Raw genomic sequence first — 16,361 nt, 5'->3', positions numbered from 1 at the left:
GTTTGAAGCCCAGATCTCGTTACTTGAAGAGTGCGGCACGGCTTTTGAAGACAAGCAAGATTGAAATTGTTCCCCGAACCACGTTGATGGCGGGACCTTTCTTCGTGGACAGGCGTCCCGACCTAGGGAAACGTAAACGTTGGTCGACGGGAGCCGACCTGAAACGCAAAATAGTTCCCGGGCGGCGGCGCGGGAACTTTTTTGAAAGGCAAACCGGGAAGCCGGCCATCCAGCGCGCCACCGCCACAACTGAGACCCAGAACCAGAAATCAAAGAAATGTGAACTGGACCCCAATTGTCTGCCCGCGTGTCGTGATGGGGCTGTAGAATGATACGCATTTATGTCCGCCACGATCGTAAAGGCTGGGTTATGGCTCAACATCTACTGCTTACCTGCACGAACACGAACCTCGGCAGTGCTGATGCTGACGCGCTCGCGGCACAGCACGGCCTGCGCACCGTCCGCGTCACGGGGGAAACGCTCGCCGAGGCCTACGCCGCCTGCGAGGGTCAGGAACAACCCACCTTGTTAGTGGGGCAGGGGGAGTGCTCCTTTGATGCAGAGCTCGCCGCAGCACTCGGGGCTGCGGTCATCGTGCTTATCGACGCCCCGCAGCGCGCACCCCTCGCGCAACGGATAGTGGAACGCCACGGTGCGACGCTGCTCGCAACGGTCACGGACGTGCAGGAGGCGGCCGACCTCACCATTCCGGAGGTCGCGCCGGTGATGTCCCCACTGGTCTTTGGCTCTCACCTGTTGGGCCAGGCCCGCGAGGTCGGCGCGCACATCGTCCTGCCGGAGGGCGAGGAGCCCCGCGTGCTGGAGGCGGCGCACAGGTTGTTGGCGGGGGGCGTCGTGAAGCTGACGCTGCTGGGAGACGTGGACGCGATTGCTGCGAAGGCGCGGGAGCTTGAGTTGGACGTTTCGGCGGCGACGCTGCTGGATCACCGCACCTCCGACCTGGCTGAGGAGTTCGCGCAGACCTTCGCTGAACTGCGCAAATCCAAGGGTGTGACCCTGGAGCAAGCACGCGAGACTATGCAGGACGTCTCCTATTTCGCCACGATGCTGGTGCACACCGGACGCGCGGACGGCATGGTCTCCGGTGCGGTGCATACGACGGCGGAGACGATTAAGCCAGCCTTCCAGATCATCAAGACGCGCCCGGAGGCCTCCGTGGTGTCCTCGATCTTCCTGATGGTGATGCAGGGCCGTCTGTGGGCGTTCGGCGACTGCGCCGTGAACCCGAACCCGTCCGCGCAGCAGCTCGGCGAAATCGCTGTGAGCTCGGCGTTGACCGCCGCTCAATTCGGTATCGAACCGAAGGTTGCGGTGCTCTCGTACGCCACGGGCAGCTCCGGCGCGGGCCCCGACGTGGAGCGTGCAGGCGAGGCCGTCGCCGCCGCCCGCGCTATTGATGCGGACTTAATTATTGACGGCCCCCTCCAGTTCGACGCTGCGTGTGATGAGGGCGTCGCGAAGCAGAAAGCCCCCGACTCACCCGTGGCGGGGCAGGCGAACGTGTTCATCTTCCCCGACCTTGAGGCGGGCAACGCCGGGTACAAGATCGCGCAGCGCACTGGCGGCGCGCTGGCGGTTGGCCCGATTCTGCAGGGGCTGAACAAGCCGGTCAACGACCTTTCGCGCGGCGCGACGGTCGATGACATTGTGAACACTGTGGCCGTGACTGCGATTCAGGCAGGGGTGAAGTAAATGAGCTACGTACTGGTGATTAACTCTGGTTCCTCCTCGGTGAAGTTTCAGATCGTGGACCCTAATTCGGACGCCTCGGACGCGCCGTTCGTCTCCGGGCTTGTCGAGCAAATCGGGGAACCTCAAGGCCGCATTACCATCAAGCACGGCGAGGACCGCTGGGTGCTGCAAAAATCCATCCCGACGCACAAAGACGGGCTGGAGGAGGCGTTCCACCGCCTGGCGCTGCGTGGCGTGAGCCCGAAGGACCTGGATGTGGTGGCGGTGGGGCACCGCGTGGTGCACGGCGGCATGGTGTTCAGCCAGCCTGAAATCATCGTGGACCAGGTTGTCGACATGATCCGGGACCTGGTGCCGCTGGCGCCGCTGCACAACCCGGCGAACATCGACGGCATCGAGGTCGCCCGCGAACTGCTGCCGGACATCCCGCACGTCGCGGTGTTCGACACCGGCTTCTTCCACTCCCTGCCGCCGGCCGCGGCGCTCTACGCCATCAACGCCGAGGTGGCCAGCCAGAACCAGATCCGTCGCTACGGCTTCCACGGCACCTCCCACGAGTTCGTCTCGGGCCAGGTGCCGGGGCTGATCGGGTCCGACCCAAACCACACTCGCCAGATTGTGCTGCACCTGGGTAACGGTGCGTCGTGCTCGGCGGTGGCGAACGGGCACGCGATCGATACGTCGATGGGGCTCACCCCGCTTGCGGGCCTGGTCATGGGTACGCGATCCGGCGACATCGACCCGGGCATCATCTTCCACCTGGCGCGCCACGGCGGCATGAGCATCGACGAGATCGACGAGCTGCTGAACAAGCGCTCCGGTGTGAAGGGCCTGGCCGGCGTGAACGACTTCCGCGAGCTGCGCGCCATGATCGAAAACGAGGACGGCGACGCCTGGCTGGCCTACAACGTCTACATCAACCGGCTGCGTAGCTTTATCGGCAGTTACATGGTGGCGCTGGGGCGGGTGGACGCGATCACGTTCACCGCGGGCGTGGGCGAGAACGACAAGTTCGTGCGCGCGGACGCCCTGGACAATATGGAGGCCTTCGGCGTGAAGATCGACCCCGAGCGCAACTCCTTGCCCAACGACGGGCCGCGCATCATCTCCGCCGACGACTCTCGCGTGAAAGTGCTTGTCGTGCCGACGAATGAGGAGCTCGCCATCGCGCAGAAGGCGGCGGCGCTCGCGCGTCGCGCGTAGCCTCCCGTGCGCCTGCCTGTCATTGTTCAACACCTTTGTTGTATGTCCGTTATTCGTTAGAATTTAAAACGGCATGTCAATAGCTGTAAAAGCAAATGTCTGCATAGTGAGTACACTGAGTAGCGTTTAGCAATTTACGGACAGTTTTAAGAAGGAACGATGATGGGCAACGTGAGCGGTCGCAACGGGGCGAAGCGGCGAGGTGGGGTGTCGGTAGCAGCCTGCGCGCTTGGGGCATCGTTAGTAATCACAGGTGCGCCGGTGGTGGCAGGTACAGCCACGGCGCAGCAGCCCACTGCTGAGTCCACGTCATGGAAAACGCCACGCACTGAGGCGGCCCGGACGGACGTCACGTTCCCGGACCTCGTCGTCGCGCCCGGTGAGACCGCAACGTCGAAGCCGCAGCTGAAGCGTAACTTCTGGACCGCCGCCTGGAACAAGATCGGTACCCCCGTCAAGTGGGAGCTCAAGGAGGGCTTTTCGACGCCCACCGGCTGGCACCTCACGTTTTCCGACGACGGCACCCTCAATGCCACCGCCGGCGAAGGCATCGAAACCACTACGTTCAAGGTGCCGGTGACCATCACCTTTGCTGACGACTCCACCAAGGACGTCGAGGCCAACGTCACCCTCGCCGACGGCCCAACCATCGAGCCGATCAAGGACCAGAAGTACTGGCAGAACCGCCTGATCCAACCGCGCCGCGTGATGGCGTGGAACGTCCCGGCTGACGCCGTCATCGAGCTGGAGGGCCTGCCCGCGGGCCTGAGCACCTCCGCCCAGACCCGCCTTGGCTCCGGCTCCTACCTCTTTATCAACGGCCGTCCAACTGAGACCGGCACGTTCAACGTGACTGCACGCGTCACCGGCGCAGGCGACCCGCTCGAGGAAACGTTCACCATCACGGTCGCCGACTCGGCTGAGCTCGGCGAGCCGGAGGACGCCGACATCGCACCTTCCGAAGTCCCGCCAGTGCGCCCCGGCACCGACGTGCACATCCCGCTCGACGTCGAGGACGCTTCCTCCGTGGAGGTCGAGGGCCTGCCCGATGGCCTGAAGTACGACGGTGAGCAGAACGCGATCGTCGGCACGCCGACGAAGGAGGGCACCTCCGAGGTCGTCGTGGACAAGGTCACGGAGGATGGCACGCACAAGCGTGATTCCTTCGAGTTGACGGTGGACGAGAACGCACCGGAGCCAAGTGAGCCAAGTGAGCCGTCCGAGCCCGCAAATCCGTCGGACCCAGCAGACCCATCGGACCCAGAGGGCCCCGTTGCCCCGGACCAGTTCGAGTGGAACCCCATCAAGGTCCGCGCAGGCGAGGAAACCGGCGTGACCCCTGTCCGCTCCACGCAGGGCGTGCGCGTGCTCGCGGAGCCCGGGAACCCGGATTGGTTCACCGTCTTCGCCAACGGCGCCGTGTACGCCGCCCCGTCGCGTGACGCGAAGCCGGGCACCTACACCATGAAGGTTCGCACCGAGAAGGGCGAACAGGACACCATCACCGTCGAGGTCACCGCAGCCGTCAAGGACTCCGTACGTTACGAGTCCTCGTACGCGGACACCTACGTCCGCGCCGGCGGCACCGCCACCTCACCTGCGCCGTACGCCCGCCTGGGCTACAACGGCATGGTCTTTGAGCGCCAGCCGTTGCCGAAGGAGGCGTCGTTTAGCACGAAGTCCGAAGGCGTGAAGCTGAACCAGCACACGGGCCAGATCACCCTTTCCGCGGACCTGACCGCGGAGGCGGGTAGCACCATCGAGGTGCCCGTCACTGTCACCTACCCGGACGGCAGCACGAAGGAGATCATCGCGCACTTCCAGGTGCTTGCGCCGCAGTTCGCGCAAACGCAGAAGTTTGAATACGAGCGCCGCGAGGCCTTCGAAGGCGAAACCATCAAGGTCAACCTCACCGAACCTTTCGACCCCGCCTCCGACCCCGAGTTTGCCATCCAGACGAAGGCCTCCAAGTACCAGGGCTGGGACCTCTTTATCGACGCCACCACAGGCACCATCACCGCCACAGCCCCAGCGCAGGACGCGAAACCGCTGAACGTGGAAGTCGTTGCGCGGTACGCAGACGGTTCCCACAAGACGGTCGTGGCCGTGATCGGCGTGCGCGACGCGAAGCCGCAGGCCTACACGTCCAACCTGGACTTTGAGGACGCCGTCGTCGGCGACGACGGCACCGTCACCATCACCCCGAAGGGCGACATCCCCACCGGTGTGGAGTTCGAGCCGGAAGGCGCGGCTGCGCTCGGCGGCGTTGCTGGCCTGCGCGTCGACGTCGACGAAAAGACCGGCCAGATCAAGGTCACCCTGCCGAAGGACGCCAAGCCCGGCCAGGGCTACGACCTCGGCGTGCGTATCAACTTCCCCGACGGCGGCTCGAAGGTGGTGCAGCTCAACGTCGCCCGCGACTCGCAGGCCCACCGCGAGCAACCGTCCTGGACCCCGATCGGCGTGGCCATCGGCGCCAACGCCGTAACCCAAGAGCCGAAGGTCGCACCGAAGGGAGCCACCTACGCCATCTCCGCCGACTTCGCCGCGGAGGGCTGGAAGGCCGCCGTCGACGCGACCACCGGCGCACTCACCGTCGCCGCCCCCGCGTCGGCGCATGTCGGGGACCGCACCATGATCCCGATCGTGGTCACCTTCGAGGACGGCTCCCAGAAGCTCGTCGAGGCGCAAGCCACCGCCGTCAAGGCGATGGGCGGGGCAGTCTCCAACGCGTACGACCCAACCCAGGTCCGCGCAGGCGAAACCACCACGCTCACCCCGACGCTGAAGGGCGCGCACTACTCGCTGCTCAACCCAGTCGGCGGCCTCGATACCCGTATCGACGCCACCACCGGCGCCCTCACCGTCGGCGCCCGCCCGAACGCGGTCCCCGGCGTGCGTGAAGTCCCGGTGCGCATTAGCTTCCCGGACGGCTCCACGACCATCGCGAACGCACGCATCTCCGTGCTGACCAGCGACGGCAAACCATCCCTCGCCGAGGCGACCCCGGAGTTCACCGACACCATCAAGGTGCACCCAAGCAAGGCCACCACCTACGTAGTGCCGAAGCCAGCCGGGGCCGCCAAGGAGGCGTTTGCCCTCGGCCAGCTACCGAAAGCGCTCGCCAACTGGAAGATCGACATCGACGCCACCACCGGCGCACTCACCATCACGCCACCTGCTGGCACGGCGCCTGGCATCGTGCCAGTCCCAGTCGTGGTCAGCTTCGCGGACGGCTCCCAGGCCACCAAGCTCCTCCGAGTGCAGGTGGTGAAGGGGCCGCAGGAGGTGGAGAAGGGGTCGTCGACAAGCAGTGAGATTCCGCCAGGCGCGAAGATCGCGGGCTTCGTGCTAGGCCTGCTCGCCTTCCTGGGCGGGCTGGGCTACTCCCTGTACGAGCACCGCGACTTCTTCCGCACATTCCTAGCATTCCCAATCAACCAGCAGCGCTGAGAGGACAACGACAGTGACCGGCAAAACCAACAAACAACGCATCGCAGCGATACTCGCAGGCGTTAGCGTCGCCGCAGGCATGGTCGTGGCCCCACACGCGGATGCGGCCATTACCCCAGGCAGCTTCGCCATCGGTGTCAACCGCGACTCCGATAGCGGCAACTTCCGCGTCGACGTGAACAAAGCGCGCGTGTCCTGGATGTACTTCAACCATCCCGAAGGCACCACGCGCCTGCTGCAGAACGCCTTCTACATCGACGGCGCCGTCAACGGCTCACCCATGAGCTACGTCGGCAACGCCACCGAAGTCGTCGAAGCGAAGCCCGTCGGGAACACCGACCGCGTCGTGCTGCGCCACACCGACCCCAACTCGGGCGTCGAGATGACCCGCACCTTCGTCGTCGGCGACGACTCCATCCAAGTCACCGTTGACCTGCGCAACACCACCGGCCAGGCCGCTAACATGCGCGTCGAGATGGCCAGCGGCATCATCGACCGCGACTTCCAAGTCACCGGCGTCCCCCGCGGCGACGGCTACCACGTCGACGTCAGCAACGCCTACAAAATCAACGTCGACTTCATGGGCGCCACCAGCAAGGGCAAAGGCGAACAGCGCCACGACGCCATCAACGGAGGCACAGGTGACGACGCCCACTTCGTCGCCGGCGTCTGGGAACAAGACGTACCCGCCGACGGCACGCTGCGCGCCACCACCGCCATGACCCTCGACGTCGCCCAAGGCACCATCGACACCGACGGCGACGGCTTCCCCGACGAATGGGAAGAAAACGGCTTCACCGACGAAAACGGCAACGTCTTCCCGCTCCAGAAGTGGGGCGCCGACCCCAAGAAGGTCGACCTCTTCCTCCAACTCAACTGGATGAAGTCCGAATGGGAAACCAAGAAGTGCTCCGAGCAGCGCAAATACGCGCCAACCGAGGAAGACTTCCGCAAGTTCCTCGACTGCTCCGAAGCCAACACCAACGTGTACCGCCCGTCGCGCCAAACCCTCAACGACCTCGTTGACGCCTTCGCACAGCAGAACATCAACCTGCACATCGACGCCGGCGACTACTACAACCCAATGCGCCTCGAACACCCACAAGGCGGCCCGACCGAAGACTTCACCCCGTACTACTTCGAAGGCAAAGTCCCCGGTATCAAGATGCTCGAGGACCGCGACCGCCTCCTCAACGGACGCCAGACCGTGTTCCGCGTCGGCGTCATCGGCGACCAACAAACACGCACCAACTTCTCCTCAGGCAACGCACTGATCGGGGACGGCGCTTTCTACGTCGCAAAGAACCGCATGATGACCTCGCAGGACCAGCTGCGCAACACCATCCTGCACGAGTTCGGTCACAACCTTGGCCTGACCCACTCCGGGCCACTCGCCGACACCAGCCGCCCAATCTCTGACTACGTGCCCGGCTACCTCTCAGTCATGAACTACCTCTACCAGTTCACTGACTTCCGCTACTCCAACGAGCGCTCTCGTCCGACGGGCAAGCTGCCGAAGGCGTGCCAGACCGTCCAGTGCTACACCGGCGACTACGACATCGACCCCGACTGGCCAAACCTCGCCTTCATCGGCGGCCAAATCGGCCGCGCCAACGGCACCACCGGCACCCCCGGCCACGACGACCACGAACACGCCGACGACGAACCAACCGTCCGCGAACTCGAGGTCTACTCCGCCGAATTCAACAACGGCAAGGCCGGCCTGCGCGTGCGCAACGAGGAAGGCGCTGGCAACATCATTATCGCCAACCGCACTGACTCCAAGATCGCCTTGGAGCTGTCCAACCTGGGCATTGACATCCACAAGTTCCGCCTCCAGGCCACCTACCCCGGCGGCCGATACGAGCAGGAATACACCATCGAAGGCGCCCTCAGCGACGAGTCCAAACTGCCCATCAGCGTCCCAATCACCAACACCGCCGGCTACACCGGCTCCACCATGCCGATCACCTTCCGGGTGTTTAACCAGGACAACGACATCGTCGCCGACGAAACCATCGAGTTCTCCGCCCTCAACTACAACGGCGAAGACACCGCGAAGCTCATACGGGAACTTCGCAAGAAGAAGTCCGACCTGCTCAAGCGGGCAGAGCAGACCGTGGGCAAGGCGGAAGGTGGCGCCGGACCACGGCCAACCAAGCCACTCGCGACCCAGGCCAACGCCGCCATCCCGACCCGCGCCGGCCAAGCACCAGTGACCTCACTGAACGCGGCGCCGAGCGGAACCTACGACGCCCCGGCTCCCGCGCGCCCTGCCAAGCCGACCACTCGCCCAACCGCCCACCCAGCGCCTTCGACTGCGCAGCAGCAGAACCCAGGCAAGGGTGGGGAAACGGGTGGCCTGTCCGGCGGTGCCATCGCAGGCATCGTTGTCGGCCTGCTGGCGCTGCTCGGTATTGTGGCCGCAGCCGTTGGCCTAGGCGGCTTCTAAGCCCGCTGATTGGGTTTGCACCAAATTCCCCCAGGTCCTAGGGCTTCAGCCCGCGAGCTGGGGGAATTTCTTTTGGGAGCTGGGGCCACGAGCGTGCACACCACATTCCTTCCTGCGGAGCCCACGAACTGGGGAAATGTAAAACCCGTCCGCCGAAACCCCGGAATGTGGTGCGCCTAGCTAGGGGGCAGTGCCAAGAGGCGCAACTCGAATTGGACCAGATGTTCAAACGTACTGGTAGTAAAAGGGCTAGATAAAAGCGAATGCGTCTTTTGGCACTGGCATCTCAAGCGGCGCACCAAATTCCCTCCCGAGAAACCAACGACCTGGAGAAACGCAAAGCTTGCCCGTCAAAATCCCGGAATGTGGTGCCAGGTGGACGTGGGAAAGCAGTGACCCCAGCGATTTGCAACTTAATGCAGGGATTGTCCTGGGGCCTTCGCTGCTCGAGGCTATCGGATTCGAAGGGGTAAGTCAATGTATTGGCGATATCGCGACCGTTTCGTTTGGTGTATACACTTCGTGCTATGCCTGCACGTGAGAATCAGCCCGTCCGTCAGAACCCAGAAGTCTCAGCTTCATTCACTGACCTAGAGTGTTGGTTCTCGGTTCCGCGTATGGAGACCTTTTCGAACCAGAAAAACCCTGTGGACTTATACCTTTGGAATGCACGACTGGCCAAAGCATTCCTTGAAGACACTGAGCATTTTGAAGTACTGCTGCGCAATTGGATTGATCGATGCGTTGCTAAAGCTTGGGGGGAGAGGTGGTATGACAATATAAACTCCCCGTCGAATCCCGCTGGGCTGAACTTTAATAGCATTGACAAGCGGGGCATAGCGAAGGCTAAAAGGCGCGTGGGAGAAGCGGATCCGCCTCCGGGGCGTGTGATTGCAGAGTTGACGCTCGATTTTTGGGTTCACATATTTGATAAGCGGCATAGTGCGACTATCCACCCAAAGCTTATCTCAGCCATTAAACATCGTCATTCTATTGAAGACTTTGCAGTCGAGATACAGATTGTTTACCGACTGAGGAACCGTTGTGCCCATCACGAGCCGTTGGTCAAGGCGGATCGCAATGTGGAGTGTGAAAATGTTGATCGGGCATTGCGCGCAATTGAGAATGTGACCAGCTGGATAAGTCCTGATGCGGGTAGATGGATAATGGGAAATTCTCGGGTAAGAGGGGTGTATGCTCGACGCCCCTAGTGGAGTGCGCACGAAATTCCCTCCCGGGAAACCGGCGACCTGGGAAACGCAAAAACCTGCCCGCCGAAATCCCGGAATGTGGTGCGCCTGGCTAGGGGCCAGTGCCAAAAGACGCAACTCGAATTGGACCAGATATTCAAACGCACTGGTAGTAAAAGGGCTAGGCAAACTCGAATGCGTCCTTTGGCACTGGCGCCTCAAACAGAGGCACCAAATTCCCCTCCAAAACCCAAGCAAACCCTAGAACCACGTCACGGGGCGGATCTTGTTGGCCATGTCCACGAGGTCGAAGCGGTGTTGGAGGTATGGCGCCACCCTGGCCAGGGCGCGAAGGGTCCTGGCGAGTTCGTTTTGGAGCTCGTGGGCGGTGAACCTCGTGTCCAGGATGGGGGAGGGGTCGGGGTGGTGGCCGTCGAGGGTGTAGGTGAGGGCGGCGCGGAGGATGAAGACCTTGATTTGGAGGTAGCGGGGTTCGGTGTTGGGGATGCGTTGGAGGCGGAGGGCGGCGTTGCGGATGCGGTTTTCGGTGGGGTCGGTGACGAGGCTGAGGATGGAGGTGAGTTGGGCGAGTCGGTTATGTCGTGAGGCGACGGGGACGCGGTCGAGGGCGGCGGCGGCGAGTTCGGGTTGGTTTTCGTGCATGAGTTGGCGGGCCAGGCCGAAGGCGGAGGAGACGGTGGTGGGGTTGGTGCTCCAGACCAGGGCGTAGAGGCGGATGGCGTGGAAGCGCAGCATGGCGGGGTTGGTGGTGACCATGGACCAGTCGGGGTCGAGGGAGCCGGTTTCGTGGAGGTGCTCGAAGACGGTGTTGGGGAGTTCGTCGAGGTGACGGTTCATGCCGGCGGCGCCGCGGGCCACGCGGGGTTCCAGCAACGCGGTGTCGTGGAGGTCGGCGGACTGGAGGAGGAGTTCGGCGACGGCGGCAAGCGCCAGTTTGGAGGCGGATTCGCCGGGCAGGATTTGCAGGACACGAGAGAAGGCGACCTGGGCGTCGGTGTATCTGCTGGTCAGTAGGTTGGTGATGCCGGTGTACCAGTGGTAGCGCCAGTTCTTCCGCAGGCCCTCGTCAAGTGAGTCGAGCCAGGTGCGCGCTTGGGTGGTGAAGCCGAGGTCGAGGAGGGTGCGGGCGACGGCGAAGGGGATTTCGATGGAGTCGGGGTGGCGGTCCTCGGCAAGCGCTTGGCGCAGGGCGGCAAGCGTTTCGGAGGGTTCGGAGTAGGCGGTGCTCTGCAGGGTGGCGGCGCCGGGGTCGGTGGCGTCGACAAGTGGGACGGGCAGGGCGATGTTGACTTCCTGGGGCGTGATGGTGACGGTGCGGGTGATGCCGTCGATGAGTTGATTGGTGCGGAAGACGACGTGCTTGGTGCCGAACGTGCGGCGCTGCGGGGAGAAGAGTGAGTGTTGGGCGGGGAAGGTGCGGCCGTCGCGGATGGCGAGCACTTCGCGCAGGACGCCGAGAAGTTGGGCTTCGAGTTGGGTAACGGAGTCGAAGCGGTCGTCGCGGTTGGGGGCGCAGCAGCGGGCGATGAGTCGGTAGAGGGAGATGTAGCGGCGGAAGAGGGGTTCGGTGGTGGGGGTGGGGATGTCGGCGTCGTGTGGGAGGTCGATGATGAGGGCGGCGAGGGTGCGGCCGATGGTGTAGATGTCGGATTGGACGGAGGGGCCGTCGGTAGCTACTTCGGGCGCTTGGTAGCCCTTGGTGCCGTAGATGAAGCCGTAGGAGCCGATGCCTGAGACCGCGCCGAGGTCGATGAGTTTGACCTGGTCTTCGGTGACGATGATGTTGTCGGGCTTCAGGTCGTTGTACACGACGCCGCGCGAGTGCAGGTAGTCCAGCGCGGGCAGCACTTCGAGGATGTAGGCGATCGCGATGTCCACCTCGCACCTGCTTATCGACGGCCCACCTACGTACTCCATGACGATGAACCCGCCAGGCACGCGCGGGTCGTCGATGAAGTTGAAAATCTTCACGATGCCGGGGTGGGTGATGTCGGCGAGGAACTCGCGCTCGGCGACGGCGGCGGCCTCCTCGTCCTTGTTGCGGGCCGAGTGCAGCCCCTTGAGCACGACGTTTCGCCCGGAGACGAAGTGGTCGGTGGCTAAATAGATCCAGCCCATGCCGCCGTGTGCGATGGTGCCGAGCACCTCGTACTGTTCGGCGACCAGGTCGCCGGGCTTCAGCGCCGGGGCGGGGACGCCTTCGAAGGTGGATGGGTCCCGAAGGGCGTCGGTGGGGTTGATGGGGTGGACCCAGGGCAGTTCGACCATGCCGTCGGCAACCGTGCGGGTTTCGCGCTTCGTGCCGCGCAGCTCGCGGAACCGGTCGAGTGCGCGGCGCCGCGAGCGTTGCGAGGTATCCTCCTGCCGCTTCTCCTGACGCAGCGCCTCGAGGTCTTCGAGGAGGGCGGACATGGAGTCGTCGTACTCGAAGAGGTCGTCGTCATCGTCGTCGGCGAAGGGGTCGAAGGCGACGGCCTCGGTGCCTGGGTCATTCGTGCTCATTGGGTTCCTCCCGGTACATCAGCGGTGGGGGGTAGGGGTCTGTGGTGGAGTCGGAGAGCCACTCCTGGAACATGCGGTGCCAGGTGCCGTCGGAGCGGATGCGCTCGATGGTCGCGTTGACCTGCCGCACTACTGAGTCGTGCTCAAGCGGGATGCCGACGGCGTAGTACTGGGTGGCCAGCGCGTCGGGCAGGATGTCGGTGTGCGGGTCCTGGGCGAGCATGCCGGCGAGGATGGCGTCGTCGGCGATGATGGCGTCGGCCTGGAACTGCTGGGTGGCCATGAGGCAGTCGGACCAGGAGCGGGTGCGCAGCACCGGGGAGTGCGGAGCGAGGGTGCGCACGATGTTGAGCAGCGTCGTGCGGTCGACGACGCACACGGTGCGCTCTGGCAGGTCGTCCATGCTCGTAATGCCGCGATCAATCGGGGCCAGCACCCTGACCTGGGACTTCAGGTAGGGGGTGGAGAACGCCACCTTGGAGGCGCGCTCCGGGGTAATGGACATCGTCCTAATCACAATGTCCACGCGCCCCTCCCGGAGCAGCTCCGCACGCGAGGCCGAGTCCACGAAGCGGAAGTCCACCGCCTCGGGGTCGTCGAAAAGGTCGCGGGCGATTTCCCGGGCCAGCTCCACCTCGAACCCGCGCAGCTGCCCGCGCACCATATCGCGGTAGGACAGTAGGTACTGGGACTGCTCCACGCCCACGATGAGCCGGCCGCGCTCCCGGATCTGCTCCAGGGCGGGGTCATCTTCCGGAGTGGCTGCGCGCGGGCGCAGCGAGCCCTCCCAGTCCAGGCCGTGCGGCACAAACTCCATCGACGGCTGCTTGCCGGCGCCGTCCAACAGCGCGCCGGGCGGCAGCGGGATCGCCTCGTGCGCCGTGGACGCCGCCCCCGTCGGCAGCTCTTCAAGCGAGGGCCGCGGCGCACACCCCGCAGCGCCCGCCGCCACCGCGAGCGCCACCAACAACGAGCCAGCTCTGCGCATCATACGTACTCCCTGAATCGCCGCTGCACCCCGAACCACATGCTGATGACCGCCAGCAGCGACAGCAGCGCGACCACCGTCGACACCAGCCTTGTCGCGTCCAGGGAGGTGTGGATGTAGTTGCGCATCTCGGCGCGCGCCGACTCAATCAACGTCACCATGTTCGCGTCCAGCTCCGTGTACGCGGTGGACGCGCTCGGGTGGTCCGCGCTATCGACCATCAGCACGTCGACGGCGCGCTCAAACCGGCCGGCATCGAGCGTCGAGACGAGTTCGCCATGCGCCTGCGACCACTGCTCCAGCGCCCTGCTTGCCGACGCCACCTCCGGCGCATCCGACGCCGTATCCAACGCCGCGCTCACCCCCTGGTACGTGGACTCGAAGGACTCCGCCGACTCCGCAACGGACTGTCGGCGAAGCAGCGCCATCGTCTCGTCGGTGCGGGTCTCCTGGGCGCGGAGGCGGGCGTCGGTAAGCTGGCGCAGCGGCGCCGCGGCCTGCTCAAACCCGATGACGCCCGAGCGCCACGAAATGAAGTTCGAGCCCGCAACCCACGCCAGCGCCACCACCATCGCCGCCGTCGCCGCCACGAAGCCCTTATTCCAACGGCGGCGGAACGTGCGCCACAGCCACCACTGCGCCCCCGCCAGCAGCAACAGCGCCGCCACCAGACCCGAAAGCGGCACCCACTGCGGCGCGTTGAGGCGCACCATCTCCACCGCCACCTGGCGCTGCGTCAGCGCAAACAGCGTGTTCGCCGAGGTAATCATCCGCTCACGCATCATGCCGGACGCCTCCGACATATAGGACACGCCCACCGGGTTGCCCAGGCGCTGGTTCACCTTCGCGCGCTCCATGAACGCCACGTACAGCGGCAGGTCGCGTTGGATGGAGCGCACCAGGTTCTGGATTCGCTCCTGGTCCTCCGGCCGCGTCAGCTCCGAGGCACCCTCGTAGATGTCGCTCGCCGCGATCACCGCCTGATCTATCGACGCCAAGTACGCCTTCACCTCATCCGGCGTCATCAACCCTGCCTGCACGAAGCCCGTCGTGGCCACCGTGTCCGCCTGCGACAGCGACGTGAGCAGCACGTGCGCGGAGTGGTTCATCGGCTCCGTGGTCTGCACCAAGACGTCGAGCGCGTGCTGGCGCTTACTCATCGACTGGCTCTGCGCGAACCCAATCGCGCCCACGGCCACCGTGAGCACCAGCATCATCGCCAGCATCTTGCCCGGCGTGGTGATCACGAAGTCCGCCAGGCGCCGCGCCGCGCGAATCGGCCCACTCAACGCGCGCTGCTGCGGATGCAGCGCAAGATCATCCAACCAGGCGTCGCTGGGAGGTGGCGTCGTGACAGTCATTCCTCAACCATAACCACCGCGCCCGACCTATTTCTAGGAAACGACCTACAGTGGAACACATGCAAGGAGACGGCAACGGATGGGTCGAAGGACCCAACGGACAGAAAATGTGGGGCAAACACGGCGCCGCGGGGCTCTTCCTGCAGGCCACGCACGGCGGCGAGCCCGTCGTGCTCATGCAACACCGCGCCCCCTGGACCGCCCAAGGCGACACGTGGGGCATCCCCGGCGGCGCCCGCGACTCACACGAAACGGCCTCCCAAGCCGCCCTCAGGGAGACGGAAGAAGAATGCGGCATCGATGGGGGCGAAGTGGACGTCGATAAGGAGCTCGTCACCTCCGGCCCCGCACCCAGTGGCTGGACCTACACCACCGTGCTCGCGCGCGTGCGCTCCGGCGAGCCACTCGAGACCACCGCCAACGAAGAAAGCGTTGAGCTGCGTTGGGTTCCCCTGAAAAAACTCGAAGAACTCGCCCTACACCCGGGGCTGCGTGCCGCGCTGCCAGACATTCTCAGGCATACTGTTTCGCATGATTGAAGTCCAAAACCTGTCAAAGGTCTACGGCCCCGTCCGCGCCGTCGACGACGTGAGCTTCCGCGTCAAACCCGGCATCGTTACCGGGTTCCTCGGCCCCAACGGCGCAGGCAAATCCACCACCATGCGTATGATCGTCGGCCTGGATAAGCCCACGTCAGGCAGCTGTCTTATCGACGGCACCAGCTACCGCAACCTCAAGCGCCCCGCCCAAAAAGTCGGCGCGCTCCTCGACGCCAAAGGTGTACACCCCAACCGCTCCGCCCGCGCGACGCTCCTGTGGCAGGCGCAGGCCTCCGGCATCCCCGCCTCCCGCGTCGACGAAGTCCTCTCCCTCGTCGGGCTGACCGACGTGGCGGGCAAGAAAGTCGGCGGGTTCTCCCTCGGCATGGGGCAACGCCTCGGCATCGCCGCGGCCCTGCTCGGCGACCCCGAATACCTCATCCTCGACGAACCCGTCAACGGCCTCGACCCGGAAGGTATCCGCTGGGTCCGCTCCCTCCTGCGCGCACTCGCGCAGGAAGGCCGCACCATCCTGGTGTCCTCCCACCTGCTGGCCGAAATGGCGCAGACCGCCGACCACCTCATCGTGATTGGCAAGGGCAAACTCGTCGCCGACACCTCCGTCCACGACTTCATCAAGGCCCACTCCGGCTCCCGCGTTGTGGTGCGTGCCGCTGATGATGGGCTTTCTCGTTTGCAGGGGGCCGTGGAGGCAGGCGCGCCGGGCGCCAGCATCAGCCCAGGCACCGACGCCGACGGCCGACCCAACCTCACCATCAACGACGCCACCCCCGAAACCATCGGGCGCATCGCCTTCGAAGCTGGCGTCATCCTCACCGAACTCAGCGAACACCACGCCTCCCTCGAAGACGCCTACATCCAATCCACCGAAGGCACCGAACAGTTCGCATCCCGCACAGTCCAGGAGGGCAAGTAAC

Annotated in this window: 10 protein-coding genes; 7 read left to right on the top strand and 3 right to left on the bottom strand. The window is 64.5% G+C overall.

Features of this window, described 5'->3' with window-relative positions; all coding sequences use genetic code 11:
• The first annotated feature begins 370 nt into the window (after window positions 1-370).
• The 5 genes from pta to R0V12_RS04525 all read left to right on the top strand — a co-directional run bounded on the left by pta (window position 371) and on the right by R0V12_RS04525 (window position 10,033).
• Complete coding sequence (gene pta, locus R0V12_RS04545; protein ID WP_320072929.1) at window positions 371-1,714, top strand: phosphate acetyltransferase; 1,344 nt, start codon at window positions 371-373, stop codon at window positions 1,712-1,714.
• Window positions 1,715-2,917: an acetate kinase gene (locus R0V12_RS04540; RefSeq protein ID WP_320072928.1), complete on the top strand. Its 1,203-nt coding sequence runs from the start codon at window positions 1,715-1,717 to the stop codon at window positions 2,915-2,917.
• Between the two features lie 162 nt (window positions 2,918-3,079).
• Window positions 3,080-6,370: a YPDG domain-containing protein gene (locus R0V12_RS04535; protein ID WP_320072927.1), complete on the top strand. Its 3,291-nt coding sequence runs from the start codon at window positions 3,080-3,082 to the stop codon at window positions 6,368-6,370.
• A gap of 13 nt (window positions 6,371-6,383) precedes the next feature.
• Complete coding sequence (locus R0V12_RS04530; RefSeq protein ID WP_320072926.1) at window positions 6,384-8,822, top strand: hypothetical protein; 2,439 nt, start codon at window positions 6,384-6,386, stop codon at window positions 8,820-8,822.
• Between the two features lie 527 nt (window positions 8,823-9,349).
• A complete protein-coding gene (locus tag R0V12_RS04525) occupies window positions 9,350-10,033 on the top strand; it encodes an Abi family protein (RefSeq protein ID WP_320072925.1) in 684 nt (227 codons plus the stop codon).
• 240 nt (window positions 10,034-10,273) lie between these two features.
• Here R0V12_RS04525 and R0V12_RS04520 read toward each other — a convergent pair whose 3' ends face one another.
• The 3 genes from R0V12_RS04520 to R0V12_RS04510 are packed head-to-tail and all read right to left on the bottom strand — an operon-like array spanning window position 10,274 to window position 14,884.
• Complete coding sequence (locus tag R0V12_RS04520) at window positions 10,274-12,535, bottom strand: serine/threonine protein kinase (protein ID WP_320072924.1); 2,262 nt, start codon at window positions 12,533-12,535, stop codon at window positions 10,274-10,276.
• On the bottom strand, window positions 12,522-13,526 hold the full coding sequence (locus tag R0V12_RS04515) for a glutamate ABC transporter substrate-binding protein (protein ID WP_320072923.1): 1,005 nt from the start codon (window positions 13,524-13,526) through the stop codon (window positions 12,522-12,524). Before R0V12_RS04515 ends, R0V12_RS04520 begins: the two co-directional genes overlap by 14 nt.
• Window positions 13,523-14,884 carry a hypothetical protein gene (locus R0V12_RS04510; protein WP_320072922.1) on the bottom strand — a complete coding sequence of 454 codons (1,362 nt, stop codon included), beginning with the start codon at window positions 14,882-14,884 and terminating at the stop codon, window positions 13,523-13,525. Before R0V12_RS04510 ends, R0V12_RS04515 begins: the two co-directional genes overlap by 4 nt.
• 59 nt (window positions 14,885-14,943) lie before the next feature.
• Between R0V12_RS04510 and R0V12_RS04505 the strand changes: the two genes are divergently transcribed.
• The gene (locus R0V12_RS04505; protein ID WP_070975670.1) at window positions 14,944-15,423 is read left to right on the top strand and encodes an NUDIX hydrolase; all 480 of its coding nucleotides are present in this window, start codon (window positions 14,944-14,946) and stop codon (window positions 15,421-15,423) included.
• Window positions 15,416-16,360, top strand: coding sequence for an ABC transporter ATP-binding protein (locus R0V12_RS04500; RefSeq protein WP_320072921.1), 945 nt, complete (start codon window positions 15,416-15,418; stop codon window positions 16,358-16,360). Before R0V12_RS04505 ends, R0V12_RS04500 begins: the two co-directional genes overlap by 8 nt.
• The last annotated feature ends 1 nt before the right edge of the window (window position 16,361 follow it).

The organism is Corynebacterium sp. UMB2355A (assembly GCF_033877495.1).
GTDB lineage: Bacteria > Actinomycetota > Actinomycetes > Mycobacteriales > Mycobacteriaceae > Corynebacterium > Corynebacterium pseudogenitalium.
Note: the sequence above shows the minus strand (reverse complement) of the source record. Positions and strands in the feature narration are given on the sequence as shown.

Coding starts and splice junctions, on each gene's coding strand:
- R0V12_RS04515 (WP_320072923.1), bottom strand. CDS start 13,526: ATGATGCGCAGAGCTGGCTCGTTGTTGGTGGCGCTCGCGGTGGCGGCG.
- R0V12_RS04520 (WP_320072924.1), bottom strand. CDS start 12,535: ATGAGCACGAATGACCCAGGCACCGAGGCCGTCGCCTTCGACCCCTTC.
- pta (WP_320072929.1), top strand. CDS start 371: ATGGCTCAACATCTACTGCTTACCTGCACGAACACGAACCTCGGCAGT.
- R0V12_RS04535 (WP_320072927.1), top strand. CDS start 3,080: ATGGGCAACGTGAGCGGTCGCAACGGGGCGAAGCGGCGAGGTGGGGTG.
- R0V12_RS04505 (WP_070975670.1), top strand. CDS start 14,944: ATGCAAGGAGACGGCAACGGATGGGTCGAAGGACCCAACGGACAGAAA.
- R0V12_RS04510 (WP_320072922.1), bottom strand. CDS start 14,884: ATGACTGTCACGACGCCACCTCCCAGCGACGCCTGGTTGGATGATCTT.
- R0V12_RS04525 (WP_320072925.1), top strand. CDS start 9,350: ATGCCTGCACGTGAGAATCAGCCCGTCCGTCAGAACCCAGAAGTCTCA.
- R0V12_RS04540 (WP_320072928.1), top strand. CDS start 1,715: ATGAGCTACGTACTGGTGATTAACTCTGGTTCCTCCTCGGTGAAGTTT.
- R0V12_RS04500 (WP_320072921.1), top strand. CDS start 15,416: ATGATTGAAGTCCAAAACCTGTCAAAGGTCTACGGCCCCGTCCGCGCC.